General features: G+C 73.3%; 16 protein-coding genes and 1 pseudogene. 3 read left to right on the top strand and 14 right to left on the bottom strand.

The genetic code is table 11. The features are described from left to right. Nucleotides 1-27: 27 nt before the first annotated feature. The 10 genes and pseudogenes from ACWCRA_RS32870 to rimP all read right to left on the bottom strand — a co-directional run bounded on the left by ACWCRA_RS32870 (nt 28) and on the right by rimP (nt 10,378). A complete protein-coding gene (locus ACWCRA_RS32870; RefSeq protein ID WP_351546256.1) occupies nt 28-972 on the bottom strand; it encodes a bifunctional riboflavin kinase/FAD synthetase in 945 nt (314 codons plus the stop codon). Between the two features lie 36 nt (nt 973-1,008). Continuing rightward, nucleotides 1,009-2,109, bottom strand: coding sequence for a hypothetical protein (locus ACWCRA_RS32875; protein WP_451069281.1), 1,101 nt, complete (start codon nt 2,107-2,109; stop codon nt 1,009-1,011). Nucleotides 2,110-2,469: 360 nt separating this feature from the next. Beyond that, nucleotides 2,470-3,181 (bottom strand): annotated as a pseudogene (locus ACWCRA_RS32880) (hypothetical protein); the annotation flags it as partial. A 149-nt stretch (nt 3,182-3,330) separates the two neighbouring features. After that, nucleotides 3,331-4,230 carry a tRNA pseudouridine(55) synthase TruB gene (truB, locus tag ACWCRA_RS32885; protein ID WP_351546259.1) on the bottom strand — a complete coding sequence of 300 codons (900 nt, stop codon included), beginning with the start codon at nt 4,228-4,230 and terminating at the stop codon, nt 3,331-3,333. Next, nucleotides 4,227-4,670 carry a 30S ribosome-binding factor RbfA gene (gene rbfA, locus ACWCRA_RS32890; RefSeq protein ID WP_351546262.1) on the bottom strand — a complete coding sequence of 148 codons (444 nt, stop codon included), beginning with the start codon at nt 4,668-4,670 and terminating at the stop codon, nt 4,227-4,229. Before rbfA ends, truB begins: the two co-directional genes overlap by 4 nt. A gap of 34 nt (nt 4,671-4,704) precedes the next feature. Next, nucleotides 4,705-4,998 (bottom strand): DUF503 domain-containing protein, encoded by a 294-nt coding sequence (locus ACWCRA_RS32895; protein ID WP_351546265.1) that lies wholly within the window; start codon nt 4,996-4,998, stop codon nt 4,705-4,707. 154 nt (nt 4,999-5,152) lie between these two features. Next, nucleotides 5,153-8,257 (bottom strand): translation initiation factor IF-2, encoded by a 3,105-nt coding sequence (infB, locus tag ACWCRA_RS32900; protein WP_451069282.1) that lies wholly within the window; start codon nt 8,255-8,257, stop codon nt 5,153-5,155. 148 nt (nt 8,258-8,405) lie between these two features. After that, nucleotides 8,406-8,693 (bottom strand): YlxR family protein, encoded by a 288-nt coding sequence (locus ACWCRA_RS32905; RefSeq protein ID WP_451069283.1) that lies wholly within the window; start codon nt 8,691-8,693, stop codon nt 8,406-8,408. A 177-nt stretch (nt 8,694-8,870) separates the two neighbouring features. Continuing rightward, complete coding sequence (gene nusA, locus ACWCRA_RS32910) at nt 8,871-9,878, bottom strand: transcription termination factor NusA (RefSeq protein ID WP_351546272.1); 1,008 nt, start codon at nt 9,876-9,878, stop codon at nt 8,871-8,873. Nucleotides 9,879-9,880: 2 nt separating this feature from the next. Next, nucleotides 9,881-10,378, bottom strand: coding sequence for a ribosome maturation factor RimP (gene rimP, locus ACWCRA_RS32915; RefSeq protein WP_451069284.1), 498 nt, complete (start codon nt 10,376-10,378; stop codon nt 9,881-9,883). A gap of 188 nt (nt 10,379-10,566) precedes the next feature. On the opposite strand from rimP, the gene ACWCRA_RS32920 reads away from it, so the two are divergent. From ACWCRA_RS32920 to ACWCRA_RS32930, 3 genes are read left to right on the top strand one after another with little or no spacing between them, the layout of a single operon-like run. Next, complete coding sequence (locus ACWCRA_RS32920) at nt 10,567-11,031, top strand: hypothetical protein (protein ID WP_351546278.1); 465 nt, start codon at nt 10,567-10,569, stop codon at nt 11,029-11,031. Further along, nucleotides 11,028-11,474 carry a ferritin-like domain-containing protein gene (locus tag ACWCRA_RS32925; protein WP_451069285.1) on the top strand — a complete coding sequence of 149 codons (447 nt, stop codon included), beginning with the start codon at nt 11,028-11,030 and terminating at the stop codon, nt 11,472-11,474. Before ACWCRA_RS32920 ends, ACWCRA_RS32925 begins: the two co-directional genes overlap by 4 nt. Nucleotides 11,475-11,508: 34 nt before the next feature. Beyond that, entirely contained in the window at nt 11,509-12,378 is an 870-nt protein-coding gene (locus ACWCRA_RS32930; protein WP_351546282.1) for an aminoglycoside phosphotransferase family protein, read from the top strand. Between the two features lie 546 nt (nt 12,379-12,924). Here ACWCRA_RS32930 and ACWCRA_RS32935 read toward each other — a convergent pair. The 4 genes from ACWCRA_RS32935 to ACWCRA_RS32950 form a co-directional block, all read right to left on the bottom strand. Continuing rightward, nucleotides 12,925-14,622: a proline--tRNA ligase gene (locus ACWCRA_RS32935; RefSeq protein ID WP_351546284.1), complete on the bottom strand. Its 1,698-nt coding sequence runs from the start codon at nt 14,620-14,622 to the stop codon at nt 12,925-12,927. Between the two features lie 68 nt (nt 14,623-14,690). Further along, a complete protein-coding gene (locus ACWCRA_RS32940) occupies nt 14,691-15,239 on the bottom strand; it encodes a GNAT family N-acetyltransferase (protein WP_451069286.1) in 549 nt (182 codons plus the stop codon). 20 nt (nt 15,240-15,259) lie between these two features. Further along, nucleotides 15,260-16,105: a GNAT family N-acetyltransferase gene (locus ACWCRA_RS32945; protein ID WP_351546290.1), complete on the bottom strand. Its 846-nt coding sequence runs from the start codon at nt 16,103-16,105 to the stop codon at nt 15,260-15,262. Between the two features lie 120 nt (nt 16,106-16,225). After that, nucleotides 16,226-16,696 (bottom strand): flavodoxin-dependent (E)-4-hydroxy-3-methylbut-2-enyl-diphosphate synthase (locus ACWCRA_RS32950; RefSeq protein ID WP_451069287.1); only part of this gene is annotated, 471 nt, incomplete at its 5' end.

Raw genomic sequence — 16,696 nt, forward strand, 5'->3', positions numbered from 1 at the left:
GGGAGGCCGTGCCGGACGGACGAGGGGTCAGGGCTCCCTCGTCAAGGTGCGGCACTGGGCCACATCCCCGGCCATCGCCACCAGCAGCGCATCCACCGAGTCGAACTTCCGCTGCCCCCGCACATACGCCAGAAACTCCACCGCCACGTGCAGCCCGTACAACTCCAGCCCCACCCGGTCGATGGCATACGCCTCCACCGTCCGCGCCACCCCGTCGAACTGCGGATTCGTCCCCACCGAGATCGCCGCCGGCATCCGCTCCCCGGCGGCCGTCAGCCACCCCGCGTACACCCCGTCCGCCGGGATCGCGGTGTGCGGCAGCGTCTCCACGTTCGCCGTCGGGAAGCCGAGTTCACGGCCGCGCTGAGCACCCCGTACCACCACGCCCTCGACTCGGTGCGGGCGGCCCAGGATCTCCGAGGCTCCCTCGACGTCGCCGTCGGCGACCAGCCGCCGGGTCAGCGTGGAGGAGAACGGCAGCCCGCCGCCCGCCTCGCCCGTCACGAACAGGTCGATGACCTCGACGTCGTAGTCGTAGGTCGCGCCCAGCTCGGCGAGGAGCTCCACGTTCCCGGCGGCCCGGTGGCCGAAGCGGAAGTTCGGGCCCTCCACCACCAGTCGGGCGTGGAGCTTGTCCACCAGGACCTTGACGATGAAGTCCGCCGGGGAGAGCTTCGAGAACTCCGGGGTGAACGGCAGGACCAGCACCGCGTCGACACCCAGCTCCGCCATCAGCTCCGCGCGCCGGTGGTGCGGCGCCAGCAGCGGCGGGTGGCTGCCGGGGCGCACGACCTCGCTGGGGTGCGGGTCGAAGGTGACGACGACCGACGGCACGGACAGCTCCCGGGCCCGCTCCACCGTCCGTCCGATGATCAGCTGGTGTCCGCGGTGCACCCCGTCGTAGGAGCCGATGGTGACGACGCTGCGCCCCCAGTCCTGGGGGATGTCCTCCAAGCCACGCCAGCGCTGCACTGTGACCGCTCCTCGCCCGAACCCTGTGTACTGGAATTACGCAGGTCTAAGACTGCCATGCCCGGGGCCGTCGGCTCGCACCGGTATCGGACCGGCCCCCGCCGCGACGGCCCGGCGCAGGGCCGGACCGGTCAGTCCGGACCACTCCTGAGGGGCTCTGGCCAGCCATTGGGCGAGGAGTTCCGCGAACGCCGGTGCCTCCCCGGCCAGCCGGACAATCCGTCGCTGCCACCGCGCGGACCCCTCGGATGTGCGGGTGAGCAGCAGCGCGGTGCGGAGGACGAGTTCGCGGGTACGGGGCTCGGGGCGGGCCTCGCAGGTGTGGGCGGCGGCCTCCAGGTGGGCGCCGAGGGTGCCGTACTCGTCCTCGGGGCAGACGTCGAGGAGCACCCCGAGGAGTTCGTCCCGCAGCGGGTGGGAGGGCGGTGGCCCCGGCCCCACGAGCACCGGCGCGAGCGCCGGGCGCCCGCACGCGCCGTCAGGGGCCCGCAGTACGCCGGTGACCAGCGGGAGCAGGACGGCCCGGGCGGCCGGTCCCCGGTCCAGCCCCCGGTCCACGCAGGCGGCGGTGTGGGCGGCTCCGCCGGGGCGGCGGCCGGCGCGGGCGGCGTACGCGGCGACGAGGGCGGCAGCGCCCCGGGCGGGTGCGGGCGCGGTGGCCCCGGCGAGGGCCAGGAGCACCTCCCCCGCCCGGTCGTCCGCCGCCAGCCGGTCCCGGAAGGCTTCGAGCACCGGTCCGGGATGGGTGGCGAGGGCATCGGTGGACGCGCTCGCCACGAGCCCGGGCGCGGCGCGGGCGTGTGGCGCCAGGGCCGGGGCGGCGTCCCGGTAGCGGGGGCGTCCGGGGGCGCCGGGCGGGTCGTCCGCCGGGATCAGCCGGCGGAGCAGGTCGAGCCGGGCGGTCCCGGGAAGGCGCAGCCGCAGCCAGAAGGACGGGGCGAACTCTCCCGGGCCGCCGGTTGGAGCCGGGGTGGCGCCGGGGCCGTGGGGGTGGCGGGTGTGAGCGCGGGCGACGCGGTCGGCGAGGAGACGGAGCATGGGGAGGTACTCGGCGGGCTCGGGCACCCTGAGCAGGGTCTCGGAGAGCAGCCGCCCGGCCCACCAGGAGGTCTCCCCGGTGGCCTCCGGCCGCCCCACCGCGTCGATGAGGCTCTTGAGCGCCCGGGTCAGCGCGGCCGGTCCGTGGACCCGGTCCTGGAGCAGCAGCGCCTGGACGACGGGCCCGGTGCGGTGCCGTGGACGGGCAGCGGAGGCGGCGGCTCGGCCCGGGCGGAGCCCGGGGGCGGCGGCACGTACCCCTCCATGGACACCCTCGTCGCCCTGGCGGGCAGCCCGTGGCGCCCCGGCCCCGGTTCCGCTCCGCCGGCTCCCGTGGCTCCCGGCGCCCGGGGGCGCGTCCCGCGGACCGCGCCCGGCCCAAGGGCGGCGAGCGCTCCCGCCGGGAGCCCGGCGGGGGCGGAGCCGGGCGCACGGGCTCCGGGGCGGACGGCGGGCCCGTGAGCGTGCGGAGCGCCGCGCCGAGGGCGAGGTGGGCTCCCTGGAGCCAGTCGGCCACCTCCTCGTGGGCGAAGCGGTACCCGCCGCCCGCCGGGACGAGCAGGCCCTCCGTGAGGGTCGCGGCGGCCCAGCCGGTGCGCCGGGGGAAGAGTTCCTCGAAGGACTCGCGGTCGAGTGCGCCATGGCCGTGGTCCGGACAGCGCCGGGCGGCCTCGTGGACCCGCCCGGCGACGCGGGCCGCCGGCCGGCGGACGGCCCGGCCCCGCAGCGGGGGCAGGGAGACGGCCGCGACCCGCGCCGCGATCCGGAGGCAGAGCAGATCCAGATGGGCGCCGAAGATCTCCGCCCGGGTGGGCCGCCCCGGCGGATCGCCGCCCAGCGCCCGGCACACCCGGGCACTGTCAGGGCCGTGCCGGGGGCGATGCGCCGCCCGGACGCTCACGGGGACGGGCCGGAGCCCCAGGTCCCGGGTGCGCACCAGGGCGAGCCCGGCGCCGGGCAGCGGGGTGATGGCGGCGGCATCGGCGAGCCAGGTCCGCCCGCCCGGGGCGTGCAGCACCAGCCGGGCCAGTCCGTCGACGCTCTCGTGGCCGGTGATGAGGGTGCCGTGCTGGTCGACGGCGAATCCGGTGCCGCGCGGCCGTCCGGCCAGATCGCAGATCCGCACCAGATCGCAGCCGGGTCTGAGCCTCGCCAGGTCCCCGCGTCCCATGGTTCCGACGGTAGGACGCGGCCGGCCGGCGGGTGAAGAACGCCCGGCGAACGCGCCCCCGGGGTGACCCCCGGTCGACTCCGAGCGCCGCCCGGGCGCGGGCGGCCGGGTGGGCCGTCCGCTCCCGGGCGGGACGCGGTGGGGCGGGGTCAGCCGAAGACGGCGAGGCTCTTGGCCTTGCCCTTCTGCTCCTCCACCAGTGCCAGGAAGCGGTCCCCGGGGCCGAAGACGGCGACCGGTGCCCGCTCGTGGGGCGGTATGTCCAGCCGTACGCCGTTGAGCAGCAGCTTGGCGCGCCGCTCGTCCACGTCCCAGCGGGGGAACGCGGCGGCAGCGGCCTCGGCGATGGGCATCACGGTCAGCTCCTCCTGGAGCTGGTCCAGCGTCCGCGCGGCGTCGATGCCGTAGGGGCCGACGCGGGTGCGGCGCAGGGCCGTGAGATGGCCGCCGACGCCGAGTCCGGCACCGAGGTCCCGGGCGAGGGCGCGGATGTACGTACCGGAGGAGCAGACCACCGAGACGACCAGGTCCAGGACCGGTGTGCCGTCCTCGGCCGCGGCCTCCCGCACGTCGTAGACGCGGAAGGAGGAGACGGTGACCGGACGGGCCGGGATCTCGAACTCCTCGCCGCCGCGCACGCGTGCGTACGACCGCTTGCCGTCGATCTTGATGGCGCTGACCTTGGACGGCACCTGCATGATCGGGCCGCTCAGCGCGGCCACCCCGGCGTCGATGCCCTCACGGGTGACACCGGAGGCGTCGGCGGACGAGATGATCTCGCCCTCGGCGTCATCGGTGACGGTGTTCTGCCCGAGCCGGATGGTGCCCAGGTACTCCTTCTCGGTGAGCGCGAGATGCCCGAGGAGCTTGGTGGCCCTCTCGACGCCCAGCACCAGGACTCCGGTGGCCATGGGGTCGAGCGTCCCCGCGTGTCCGACGCGGCGGGTTCTGGCGATCCCGCGCATCTTGGCGACGACGTCGTGCGAAGTGAAGCCCGACGGCTTGTCCACGATGACAAGTCCGTCGGGCGTGGTGGTCCGCTGTGTCATTCGGCGGCTTCGTCCTCGTCCTCCGGCTTGCGGTACGGGTCCGCCTCGCCGGCGTAGGTGGCGCCGGACGACGCCTCCCGCACCTTGGCGTCCGAGGACCGTGCCTTGTCCAGCAGGTTCTCGATCGTCTTGGCGTTCTCGGGGAGGGCGTCGGCGACAAAGGTCAGCGTCGGCGTGAACTTGGTGCCCGCGGCGGCACCGACCGCCGAGCGCAGTACGCCCTTGGCGCTCTGGAATCCCGCCGCGGCACTGGCACGGTCCTCGTCGTCGCCGTAGACCGTGTAGAAGACCGTGGCCTCCCGCAGATCGCCGGTGACCCGGGTGTCCGTGATGGTCACATGAGTGCCGAGCCGCGGGTCCTTGATGCCGCGCTGTAGCTTCTCGGCGACCACTTCCCTGATGAGGTCCGCCAGTTTCTTCGCCCGCGCGTTGTCGGCCACTGGTCCTTCTCCTTCTTACCTGCTTGCCTTGCCATCAGTCTTCGTCGCTGTGGAGCCTGCGTCGAACCGACAGCAGCTCCACCTCGGGCCGGCCGGCGACCAGGCGCTCACACCGGTCCAGCACATCTGTGAGGTGCCCGGTGTCACCCGAGACCACCGCGAGGCCGATCTCGGCCCTGCGGTGGAGATTCTGTCCGCCGGTCTCCGCCGCGCTCACCGCGAATTTCCGCTGGAGCTCGGCGACGATCGGACGGACCACGGAACGCTTCTCCTTCAGCGACCGTACGTCACCGAGAAGCAGATCGAAGGAGAGTGACCCCACATACATGGATGTATCCGGATGTCCCGCCGGTTCGGGTTCAGGGGTCCCCGCCGGTGTTCGCCGGGGACCCCTGAACCGTACACGGAGCGGCCGGGGCCGATCGACGGGTTAAATCCCCCGCCGACCGGCCCCGGCCGACCGTGCCGCGTCAGCCGTGCGATCAGCCGCGCGGCTTCTCGCGCATCTCGTACGTCGCGATGACGTCGTCGATCTTGATGTCGTTGAAGTTTCCGAGGTTGATACCGCCCTCGTAGCCTTCGCGGATCTCGGTGACATCGTCCTTGAAGCGGCGCAGACCCTCGATGTTGAGGCTCTCCGCGATGACCTTGCCATCGCGGATGAGACGGGCCTTGGTGTTCCGCTTGACCTCGCCGGAGCGGATGAGCACACCGGCGATGTTGCCCAGCTTGGACGAGCGGAAGACCTCGCGGATCTCCGCCGTGCCCAGCTCGACCTCTTCGTACTCCGGCTTGAGCATGCCCTTGAGGGCCGCCTCGATCTCCTCGATGGCCTGGTAGATCACCGAGTAGTACCGGACGTCGACACCCTCGCGCTCCGCCATCTGCGCGGCACGGCCGGCCGCGCGGACGTTGAAGCCGATGACGATGGCGTCGGAGCCCATGGCCAGGTCGATGTCCGACTCGGTGACCGCACCCACACCGCGGTGGAGGACGCGGATGTCGACCTCGTCGCCGACGTCGAGCTGGAGCAGCGAGGACTCGAGAGCCTCCACCGAACCGGACGCGTCGCCCTTGATGATGAGGTTGAGCTCCTGGACCAGTCCGGCCTTGAGCGCCTCGTCCAGGTTCTCCAGGGAGAACCGGACACCCTTGCGGGCGAAGTTGGCGTTGCGCTCACGGGCGGCGCGCTTCTCGGCGATCTGACGGGCCGTACGGTCCTCGTCGACCACCAGGAAGTTGTCGCCGGCGCCCGGGACATTGGTGAGACCGAGGACGAGGACCGGGGTCGAGGGACCCGCCTCGTCGACGTTCTCGCCCTTGTCGTCGAGCATGGCGCGGACTCGGCCGTAGGCGTCACCGGCGACCATCGTGTCGCCGACGCGGAGGGTACCGCGCTGGACGAGGACGGTGGCGACGGCGCCGCGACCGCGGTCGAGGTGGGCCTCGATCGCGATGCCCTGCGCGTCCTGCTCCGGGTTGGCCCGCAGGTCGAGCGAGGCGTCCGCGGTGAGGACCACGGCCTCCAGCAGGGAGTCGATGTGCAGACCCTGCTTGGCGGAGATGTCGACGAACATGGTGTCGCCGCCGTACTCCTCGGCGACCAGACCGAACTCGGTGAGCTGACCGCGCACCTTGACCGGGTCCGCGCCCTCGACGTCGATCTTGTTGACCGCGACCACGATCGGCACACCGGCCGCCTTGGCGTGGTTCAGCGCCTCGATCGTCTGCGGCATCACACCGTCGTTCGCCGCGACCACGAGGATCGCGATGTCGGTGGACTTCGCACCACGGGCACGCATGGCGGTGAACGCCTCGTGACCGGGGGTGTCGATGAAGGTGATCTTGCGGTGCTCGCCGTTGACCTCGGTGCCGACCTGGTACGCGCCGATGTGCTGCGTGATACCGCCGGCCTCGCCCGCGACGACGTTCGTCTTGCGGATCGCGTCCAGCAGCCGGGTCTTTCCGTGGTCGACGTGACCCATGACGGTGACGACCGGCGGACGGGACACGAGGAACTCCTCGCCGCCCTCGTCCTCGCCGAACTCGATGTCGAAGGACTCGAGCAGCTCGCGGTCCTCCTCCTCCGGGCTGACGATCTCGAGGATGAAGTTCATCTCGTCCGCGAGCAGCTTCAGCGTCTCGTCGGAGACGGACTGCGTGGCGGTGACCATCTCGCCGAGGTTCATCATCACGCCGACGAGCGACGCCGGGTTGGCGTTGATCTTCTCGGCGAAGTCGGTCAGCGAGGCACCGCGCGACAGGCGGACGGTCTGTCCGTTGCCGCGAGGCAGCATGACGCCGCCCACCGACGGGGCCTGCATGGCCTCGTACTCCTGGCGCCTCTGGCGCTTCGACTTGCGGCCACGGCGGGCGGGCCCGCCGGGACGGCCGAACGCGCCCTGTGTGCCACCACGGCCACCGGGACCACCGGGTCGGCCGGCGAAGCCGGGACGACCGCCGCCGAAGCCGCCGCCGCCACCGGGGCCACCGCCACCGGGACGACCGGCGAAACCGCCGCCGCCACCGGGACGGCCGCCGCCGCCACCGCCACCGGGACGACCGGCGAAACCGCCGCCGCCACCGGGACGGCCGGCACCGGCACCGCCGGGACGGCCCGCGCCCGCACCGGGACCGCGACCGCCGCCGCCACCGGGGCCGGGACGGGGGCCGGCAGCGGGACGCTGCGGCATCATGCCCGGGTTCGGGCGGTTGCCCGCGGGGCCGCCACCGGGACGGGGCGCCTGCGGACGGGGCATCGCGCCGGGAGTCGGACGGGCACCGCCCTGACCACCCTGCGGACGGGGCGCGCCACCGGGGCCGCCCTGCGGACGCGGGGCGCCGGGAGCACCGCCGCCGCCGGGACGCGGGGCGCCACCGGGACGGGGCGCCTGCGGACGCGCCATTCCGGTGGAGCCACCGGAGGTGAAGGGATTGTTGCCCGGACGGGGACCGGCCGGACGGTTGCCGCCGGGGCGGGGGCCGCCCTGGCCGGGCGCGGAACGCGCGGGGCGGTCGCCACCGCGGCCGCCGTCGCGCTGACCGCCGTCACGCTGACCACCGGGGGCCGGACGCGCGGGGCGCGGGCCGGGGGTGGCGGCGGGACGGGCGGCCTGCGGCGCCTGCGGGGCCGCGGGCTGGGCCGGTGCCGGGGCGGAGAACTCCGCCTGGGGCACCGGGGCCGCGGGGCGGGCGGGGGCGGGCTTGGGACCCGGGCGGGGGCCCGGAGCCGGGGTGCTGCTCGCGGGGGACTCCGCGGCGGCCGGCCTGGGGGCCGGAGCCGGGGCCGGTGCGCCGGGCTTGGGAGCACCCGGACGAGGCGCGGCCGGAGAGGGCGCGCCGGGGGTGGGGCCGCCCGGACGGGGGGCGGCGGGGGACGGCGCTGCCTTGCGGGGCGCGCCGGGCTTGGCGGGGGACTTGCCCGCGCCCGAGCCCTGCAGTGCGTCTGTCAGCTTGCGTACAACCGGCGCCTCGATCGTCGAGGAAGCCGAACGGACGAATTCACCGAGCTCTTGGAGCTTGGCCATGACGACCTTGCTCTCCACGCCGAACTCCTTGGCGAGTTCGTATACCCGGACCTTAGCCACTTCGCTCCTTTGAGGTCCGGGTTACCGCCGGACCGTCGCTACTTCATGGGCGTACTCATCGCGTACTCATCGAGTGCTCATCGCAATCTCGACCTACTTCCAACTCGCGAGGTACCTGACCGCACGGGGCTCCGTGCCGCACTTCTTCTTACAGAACCTGCTGCTTGGTCTGCTCCATCCGCCGCCGCAGAGCGGCGGTGTCAAGCGGTCCCCTGCCCCGGAAGGCCCTGGGGAATGCCCGGCGTCGTACAGCAAGATCGAGACAGACCAGCACGGGGTGTACATACGCACCCCGGCCGGGCAGCGTACCGCGATCGTCGGGGACGCAGTCGTCTCCAACGGCCACAATGCGCAGCAGATCGGTCTTGGCCGCTCGCTCCCGGCACCCCACACATGTGCGTTCAGGGCGTGGGCGGGCGGGCGTCCGGCCAGACACGATTAAGTCTACCTCCCCGTAGCGACCTCATCCCCGTGGGGCAAGAATCGAACGATCGTTGTCTCGTTCTCGGTGCCATGCCGCTGCTGTGGCAACGGCATCCTCGCCGGATTACTTCCCGGCCGCGCCGGAATTTCTCCGACCATGGCCGAAATCCGGCCATGGTCGGTGTGGTCGTCAGTCCCGGTCGGGAGCGGAGCCCTCGCTCTGCTCGGTGTCCGGGCGGATGTCGATGCGCCAGCCGGTGAGACGGGCGGCGAGGCGGGCGTTCTGGCCCTCCTTGCCGATCGCCAGCGAGAGCTGGTAGTCCGGCACGGTCACCCGGGCGGAGCGCGCCGCGAGGTCCACGACCTCGACCTTGCTCACCCGTGCCGGGGAGAGCGCGTTGGCGACCATGTCGGCCGGGTCGTCCGACCAGTCCACGATGTCGATCTTCTCGCCGTGCAGCTCGGCCATGACATTGCGGACCCGGCCGCCCATGGGACCGATGCACGCGCCCTTGGCGTTGAGCCCGGAGCGGGTGGAGCGGACAGCGATCTTGGTGCGGTGGCCGGCCTCGCGGGCGATGGCCGAGATCTCGACACTGCCGTCCGCGATCTCCGGGACCTCCAGCGCGAAGAGCTTCTTCACCAGATTGGGGTGGGTGCGCGAGAGCGTCACGGACGGACCGCGCACACCCCGGGCGACCCGCACCACATAAGTGCGCAGCCGCAGGCCGTGGGTGTACTCCTCGCCCGGGACCTGCTCCTGCACCGGCAGGATGGCCTCCAGCTTGTCGTCCAGCCTGACCAGGACGTTCTTGGGGTCCTTGCCCTGCTGGACCATGCCGGAGACCACATCGCCCTCGCGGCGGGCGTACTCGCCGAAGGTGACGTCGTTCTCGGCGTCGCGCAGGCGCTGCTGGATGACCTGGCGGGCGGTGGTGGCGGCGATCCGGCCGAAGTCCGACGGGGTGTCGTCGAACTCCTTGGGCTCCTGGCCCTCCTCCAGATCGGCGGCGTCCTCCTTGGCCCAGACGGTCACATGGCCGGTGTCGCGGCTCAGCACGACCCGCGCGTGGCGGCGGCTGCCGTCGGTGCGGTGGTACGCGATGAGGAGGGCCGACTCGATCGCCTCGACCAGCAGGTCGAAGGGGATCTCCTTCTCTTGTGCCAAGCCCTTCAGGAGCTTTACGTCGATGTCCACGGCTACGCCTCCTCTTCCTTCTTGTCCTTGCGGTTGAACTCGATCTCCACACGCGCCCGCTCGATCTCCGCGAAGGCGATGCGGCGGGCGGTGGGCTTGCGCCCCTTGACGCCGGGCACTTCCAGATCGAGCCCTTCACCGTCCGCGGTGAGGATGCGCGCGACCACTTCGCCGCCGTCCCCGAGGTGGAACCTCACCAGCCGTCCGACGGCACGCGCGTAGTGGCGGTGCTCGGTCAGGGGGCGCTCGGCGCCGGGGGAGCCGACTTCGAGGACGTACTCCTCCTCGCCCATGGCGTCGGTCTCGTCCAGCTTCTCGGAGATGGCCCGGCTCAGCTCGGCGCAGGCGTCCAGGGTGGCGCCCTCGTCGGAGTCCACGGTGATCCTGAGCTGACGGCGGCGTCCGGCGCGGGAGATCTCGATCTCTTCCAGGTCCAGGTCCGCGGCGCTGACGAGCGGTTCCAGCAACGCGCGCAGCCTCTCGCTCTGGGTGGTGCTCATCCGGGTGACTCCTCGGCCGCGTGTGCTGTTGTGGGATCGTCGCGTGTCGAATCAAAGGGTATCCGGTCCCGGAGGGTGTTGCCGTCCACCTCCGGGGCCCCAGGGGTACGCTCGCCTGCGGCGATGATCACCGAGGGTCGAGGGAGACGTGCGTGGGGCACCCGGGGACGACACGCAGACGTGTGCTCATGGTGACGGGTGTGGTCGCGGCGGGCGCCCTCACGGGCTGCACGGAGGGCTCCCGGGGCGCGGGGTCCGCGGCGGAGGCCGAGCGGGTACGGGCCGCGGCGGCGGCGCGCCGGCGGGCGGCGGCGGCGAGCGGGGCGCTGCGCGACCGCTACGACGCCACGATCGCGCGCCACCCCGGGCTGGCCGCGCGGCTGACCGCGCTGCGGGCGTCGGTCGCCGAGCACATCACGGCGCTCGGCGGGGCGGGGACGGCCGGGGCGCAGGGGGCGGCGGGGCCCTCGGCGCGGGTGCCGGCCGAGGAGCCGCTCGCGCTCGCGGCGCTGGCGGACGCGGAGCGCCGCACCGCCGATGTGCACTCCTCGGCCCTGGAGACCGCCGATCCGGAGTTCGCCCGGCTGCTGGCGTCACTGGCGGCGGCGGGGGCCGCGCACGCCTATCTGCTGACGGAGGACGGTCCACGGTGAGCGGGACGGACGGGAAGGGGAAGGCGCGGGTCACCGCCGTGCAGGCGGCGCTGGCCGCGGAGCACGCGGCGGTGTACGGGTACGGGGTGGTCGGCGCCCGGGTCGGCGAGGAGCGCGCGGGCGAGGCGAGCGCCGCGCACGCGGCGCACCGGGCCCGGCGGGACGGGCTCGCGCGCGCCGTACGGGATCTGGGCGGTGAGCCCGTGCCGGCGGCTGCCGCCTACACGCTGCCGTTCCCGGTGCCCGACGGGCCCGCGGCGGTGCGGCTCGCCGCGTATCTGGAGGACCGGGTGGCGGGTGTCTACTCCGATCTGGTGCGCGCCGGGGAGGGCGGGCTGCGGCGGGAGGCCGCGGTGGCGCTGCGGGAAGCGGCGGTCCGGGCGGTCCGGTGGCGGGGCAGCGGCGTAGCCTTTCCGGGGCTCGCCGAGCGGGCGCGGCCGTGACAACTGCGGACAAGGGATAGGGAGCCACGCGCGCATGGGTTTTGAAGCGCCCCGGCGTCTGGTGCGGGCGCTCGGCGAGAGCGACCCGTGGCTCGGGCGGCTGCCCGGGATCGCCGAGGAGACGGTGGCCCGGCTCGGCCTGGAGGTGGAGCGGGTCCTGGCGCCGGGCGGCCGAAGCGGTCTGATCCTTCTGGTGCGGCGGGCCGACGGCACCCCGGCGGCGCTGAAGCTCGCCCCTCCGCAGGCCCTTCCGGCGCTGGAGCGGGCCGCCCTGGAGCACTGGGGCGGGTGGGGTTCGGTCGAGCCGCTGGCCATGGGGGACACGGGGGACGCGCTGCTGCTGGAGCGGCTGCACCCGGAGGTGTCGCTGCGGTCGCTGCCGGAGGCGAAGGCGCTGCTGGAGGCGGCGGGGATCGTGCGGCGGCTGTGGACTCCGCCGCCGGCGGGGCACGGGTTCGAGACGGTGGCGGAGCGGACGGACCGGCAGGCGCGGGGGCTGCGGGGGCTGGACGATCCGCTGGTGGCGGCGGCGCTGGAGCGGCGCGACGAGCTGGTGGCCGACGCGCCGGAGAGCCTTCTGCTGCACGGTGCCTTCCGCCAGGGGAAGGTGCTGGCGGCCGACCGCACCCCCTGGCTCGCGGTGGGCCCCGAGCCGGTGGTCGGCGAACGCGCCTACGACCTGGCCCGTCTGGTCCGCGACCGCGCGGAGGATCTGATCGCGGCCTCGTCCGGCCCGTCGGCGGCGCGCCGCAGGGTGCGGAGGCTGGCGGATTCGCTGGAGGTGGATGCGGAGAGGGTGCGGGGGTGGGGGTTGTTCAGGGCGGTGGAGTCGGGGATGCGGGGGGTGGCCGCGGGGAGGCTCCGCGAGGCGGAGCTGACCCTGGAATTCGCCTCCTGGCTCTGACCCGGGCCGGGGGCCCGGGTCCGTCCTCAAACGCCGGACGGGCTGGGTTTCCTCAGCCCCGCCGGTGATTGAGGCGCGGGGGCTAGGGACCGGCCCCCGACCGTGGCCCGCACCGTGCGGGGTCCTGTGGCACAGGGTCCGTCCTCAAACGCCGGACGGGCTGGGATTGCTCGGGCCACCCGTGACGAGAGGTCCGTCCTCAAACGCCGGACGGGCTGGGAATGCTCGGACCACCCGTGGCGAGAGGTCCGTCCTCAAAACGCCGGACGGGCTGGGATTTCTCAGCCCCGCCGGCGATTGAGGCGCGGGGGTTCGGGGGCCGGCCCCCGACACGGGCCCGCGCCGTGCGGGTGCCGGTCGCGCGGGGAGCCCCCGGGGAGGGGCTGGGGAGTTTCTTTCGGATCGGGCCGGATCGGTGAGCGGGGTCCGGGGCCGTGGATCGCGGGGCGGAGGAGCGAGCCCACGCGGAGCACCGGCGACCGACGACAGCGCGGCGGGGCGCGGTGCCGGGGCTCGCGAGCCCTGGCACGATCCGAAAGAGACGACCTAGGGGCGGAGGCGCGTGATTGCCTCGGCCACCGGGAGTTCCTCGCGCTCGCCCGTGCGGCGGTCCTTCAGCTCGACGACCCCCTCCGCCGAGCGGCGCCCCGCCACCAGGATCTTGGGCACGCCGATCAGCTCCGCGTCGGTGAACTTCACCCCCGGCGACACCCCCGCCCGCTCATCCACCAGCACCCGCAGCCCCGCCGCCGCCAACTGCTCCGCCACATCGAGCGCCAGCTCGGTCTGCGCGGCCTTCCCGGCGGCCACCACGTGCACATCCGCCGGAGCGATCTCCGCCGGCCAGCACAGCCCCTGCCCGTCCGCCGTCTGCTCCGCCAGCGCGGCGACCGCGCGCGAGACACCGACGCCGTACGAGCCCATCGTGACCCGGACCGGCTTCCCCTGCTGCCCCAGCACATCGAGCTGGAAGGCGTCCGCGTACTTGCGGCCGAGCTGGAAGATATGGCCGATTTCAATCGCCCGGTCGAGCTTCAGCCCCGTGCCGCACTTCGGGCAGGGGTCGCCGTCCTGGACGACCACGACGTCGAGGTACTCGTCGACGGTGAAGTCCCGCCCCACGACGACGTTCTTCGCGTGGACGCCGTCCTTGTTGGCCCCGGTGATCCACGCGGTGCCCTCGGCCACCCTCGGGTCGGCGAGGCAGCGGACCTTCTCCAGGCCCTGCGGACCCACATACCCGCGCACCAGGTCGGGGCGGCCGGTGAAGTCGTCGGCGGTCACCAGCTCGACCTGCGCGGGCGCGAGGTGCTCGGAGAGCTTGCCGAGGTCCACCTCGCGGTCTCCGGGCACGCCGACCGCGACGATCTCGCCGTCCACCTTGACCAGGAGGTTCTTCAGGGTCGCGGAGGCGGGGACGCCCAGGTGCGCGGCGAGGGTCTCGATGGTCGGGGTGTCCGGGGTGTCCAGCTCCTCCACCGGCGGGTGCTCGACGGCGGCGGGGGGCCGCGCGGCGTAGGTCACGGCCTCGGTGTTGGCCGCGTAGTCGCAGGAGGGGCAGTACACGAACGTGTCCTCGCCCGCCGCGGCCGGGGCCAGGAACTCCTCCGACGCCGAGCCGCCCATCGCGCCCGAGACCGCCGACACGATCCGGTGCTCCAGGCCGAGCCGCTGGAAGATGTTGATGTACGCCTGGCGGTGCCGGGCGTACGACTCGGCGAGTCCTTCGTCCGTGGTGTCGAAGGAGTACGAGTCCTTCATCAGGAACTCGCGGCTGCGCAGGATGCCCGAGCGCGGGCGGGCCTCGTCGCGGTACTTCGTCTGGATCTGGTAGAGCGTGACCGGCAGGTCCTTGTAGGAGGTGCACTGGTCCTTCACCAGAAGGGTGAAGATCTCCTCGTGGGTGGGGCCGAGGAGGTAGTCCGCGCCCTTGCGGTCCTTGAGCCGGAACAGCTCCGCGCCGTACTCGGCCCAGCGCCCGCTCTCCTCGTACGGCTCCCTCGGCAGGAGCGCGGGCAGCAGGACCTCCTGCCCGCCGATCGCGTCCATCTCCTCGCGCACCACGCGGGTGACGTTCTCCAGGACCTGCTTGCCGAGCGGCAGCCAGGACCAGATCCCGGCGGCGTTGCGGCGTACGTACCCGGCCCGGACCAGCAGCTTGTGGCTGAGTGTCTCCGCGTCGGCAGGGTCGTCGCGCAGTGTCTTGACCATCAGACGGGACATGCGCTGGACCTGGGCTGCCATGGGGAACTCTCCTGCGTCAAGAAAGGGTGGTGTCGAGAGGTTAGCCGGGTGGCGGGTGAGGGCGGAAATCAGTTGTCGCGCCGCAGGGGCAGCGGGGCGCCCATCACGGCGTACGGACTCGGCGCGCTGGGGAACAGAACATGGCGGGCGAGGTCCTCGTACCCGAGGGCGCGGTAGAGGCCCCGGGCCGGGGACTCGATGTCGATCGCGGAGAGGATCGAGCGGGGCTGGTCCGCGCCGTCGGTGACGGTGGTGATCAGTTCGCGGCCGATCCCGCGCGCCTGGAAGGCGGGGTGCACATGGAGTTCGGTGATCACGAAGGAGCCGTCCAGCCACCCCTCGCTGCCGGTGCGGCGCAGATACGGCTCCACGACGGTGGACCACCAGTGCCTGCGGTCGTTGGGCATGCCGTAGACGAAGCCGACGAGGCGCCCCGTCCCGGTGAGCGCGCCGAGGGCGCGGGCGCCCGGCTGGAGGAGGTGGCGGTGGACGATGTGCCGGCGGACCTCGATCTCGTCCTCGGCGAGCCCGAAGGCGAGCGCCTGCACCGCGAGGGCTTCGTCGATCCGGGTGGTGAGGTCGATGGGTTCGACCACGACGTCGGGGAGGGCTGCCATGCGCGAAACCCTACTGGGGGTCAGAACAGGACGCTCATGAACGCCCCGGTCTCCTCGAAGCCCACGCGCCGGTAGGCCGCTCTCGCGGGGGTGTTGTAGTCGTTGACGTACAGGCTGACGACCGGGGCGACATCGGCGATGGCGTACCGCAGGACGGCGGCCATACCGGTCTCCGAGAGGCCCCTGCCCCGGAATTCGGGGTCCACCCAGACACCCTGGATCTGGCAGGCCTGGGTGGTGGCGGCGCCGATCTCGGCCTTGAAGATCACCCGGCCGTCCTCGATCCGGGCGAAGGAGCGGCCCGCGCCGACGAGTTCGGCGACCCGCGCCTGGTAGAGCAGCCCGCCGTCGCCCGCCATCGGGGAGACCCCGACCTCCTCGGTGAACATGGCGATGCACGCGGGCATGATCACGTCCATCTCGTCCTTGCGGATGCGGCGGACCAGGGGATCGGGCCGGACGGTGTCGGGCAGCCGGTCGGTGACCATCAGGGGCTGGCGGGGGCGCACGTCCCGGGCGGGGCCCCAGCTCGGTTCGAGGAGGCGCCACAGCTGGGCGGTGGGCTCGGCGGGGCCGACGATGGACGAGCAGCGGCGGCCCGCGCGGCGGGCGCGGTCGGCGAAGGCGCGGACGGCCTCGGGGCCGGCGCAGATGGGGACGAGATTGGCGCCCGAGTAGCACAGGGAGCGGAGTCTGCCGTCGGCGTACCAGCCCCACATCTCACCGCCGAGGCGCCAGGGGTCGAGCCCCGCGACCTGGACGCGTGAGGTGACGAAGGCGTTGGCGACGGGTTCGCTCTCCAGGACGGCGAGCGCCGCGCCGAGGTCGCCGGGTTCGAGGACCCGGGTGGTGGTCTGCGTCAACACTGGGGGGCCTCACCTGCCGTCTGCCGATCTCCGCACTGTACCTGCCGGGTGGGCCGGGTGCCGAGCGCAGGGAGGGCCCCGCTCGCGCGGAGCGCGGGCGGGGCCGAAAACATGCCGGGGTCAGCTGATGGAGACCTGGGGTTCGCCGGAGGCGATACCGTCCTTCTCCATCTGCTCGGCGATCTTCAGCGCCTCCTCGATCAGCGTCTCCACGATCTTCGACTCCGGGACCGTCTTGATGACCTCGCCCTTGACGAAGATCTGCCCCTTGCCGTTCCCCGACGCCACCCCGAGGTCCGCCTCACGCGCCTCACCCGGCCCGTTCACCACACACCCCATCACCGCCACCCGCAGCGGCACCTCCATACCCTCCAGCCCCGCCGACACCTCGTCCGCCAGCTTGTACACATCCACCTGCGCCCGCCCGCACGACGGACACGACACGATCTCCAGCCGCCGCTGCCGCAGATTCAGCGACTCCAGAATCTGGATACCGACCTTGACCTCCTCCGCCGGAGGAGCCGACAGCGACACCCGGATCGTGTCCCCGATCCCCTCGCTCAGCAGCGCGCCGAACGCCACCGCCGACTT

The organism is Streptomyces sp. NPDC001889 (assembly GCF_053594535.1).

Bases quoted from the DNA above. Each gene is read 5' to 3' on its own strand.
- truB (WP_351546259.1), bottom strand. From the start codon at position 4,230: ATGACACAGCGGACCACCACGCCCGACGGACTTGTCATCGTGGACAAG.
- ACWCRA_RS32940 (WP_451069286.1), bottom strand. From the start codon at position 15,239: ATGGCAGCCCTCCCCGACGTCGTGGTCGAACCCATCGACCTCACCACC.
- ACWCRA_RS32935 (WP_351546284.1), bottom strand. From the start codon at position 14,622: ATGGCAGCCCAGGTCCAGCGCATGTCCCGTCTGATGGTCAAGACACTG.
- rimP (WP_451069284.1), bottom strand. From the start codon at position 10,378: ATGAGCACCACCCAGAGCGAGAGGCTGCGCGCGTTGCTGGAACCGCTC.
- ACWCRA_RS32895 (WP_351546265.1), bottom strand. From the start codon at position 4,998: ATGTATGTGGGGTCACTCTCCTTCGATCTGCTTCTCGGTGACGTACGG.
- ACWCRA_RS32930 (WP_351546282.1), top strand. From the start codon at position 11,509: ATGGGTTTTGAAGCGCCCCGGCGTCTGGTGCGGGCGCTCGGCGAGAGC.
- ACWCRA_RS32920 (WP_351546278.1), top strand. From the start codon at position 10,567: ATGGTGACGGGTGTGGTCGCGGCGGGCGCCCTCACGGGCTGCACGGAG.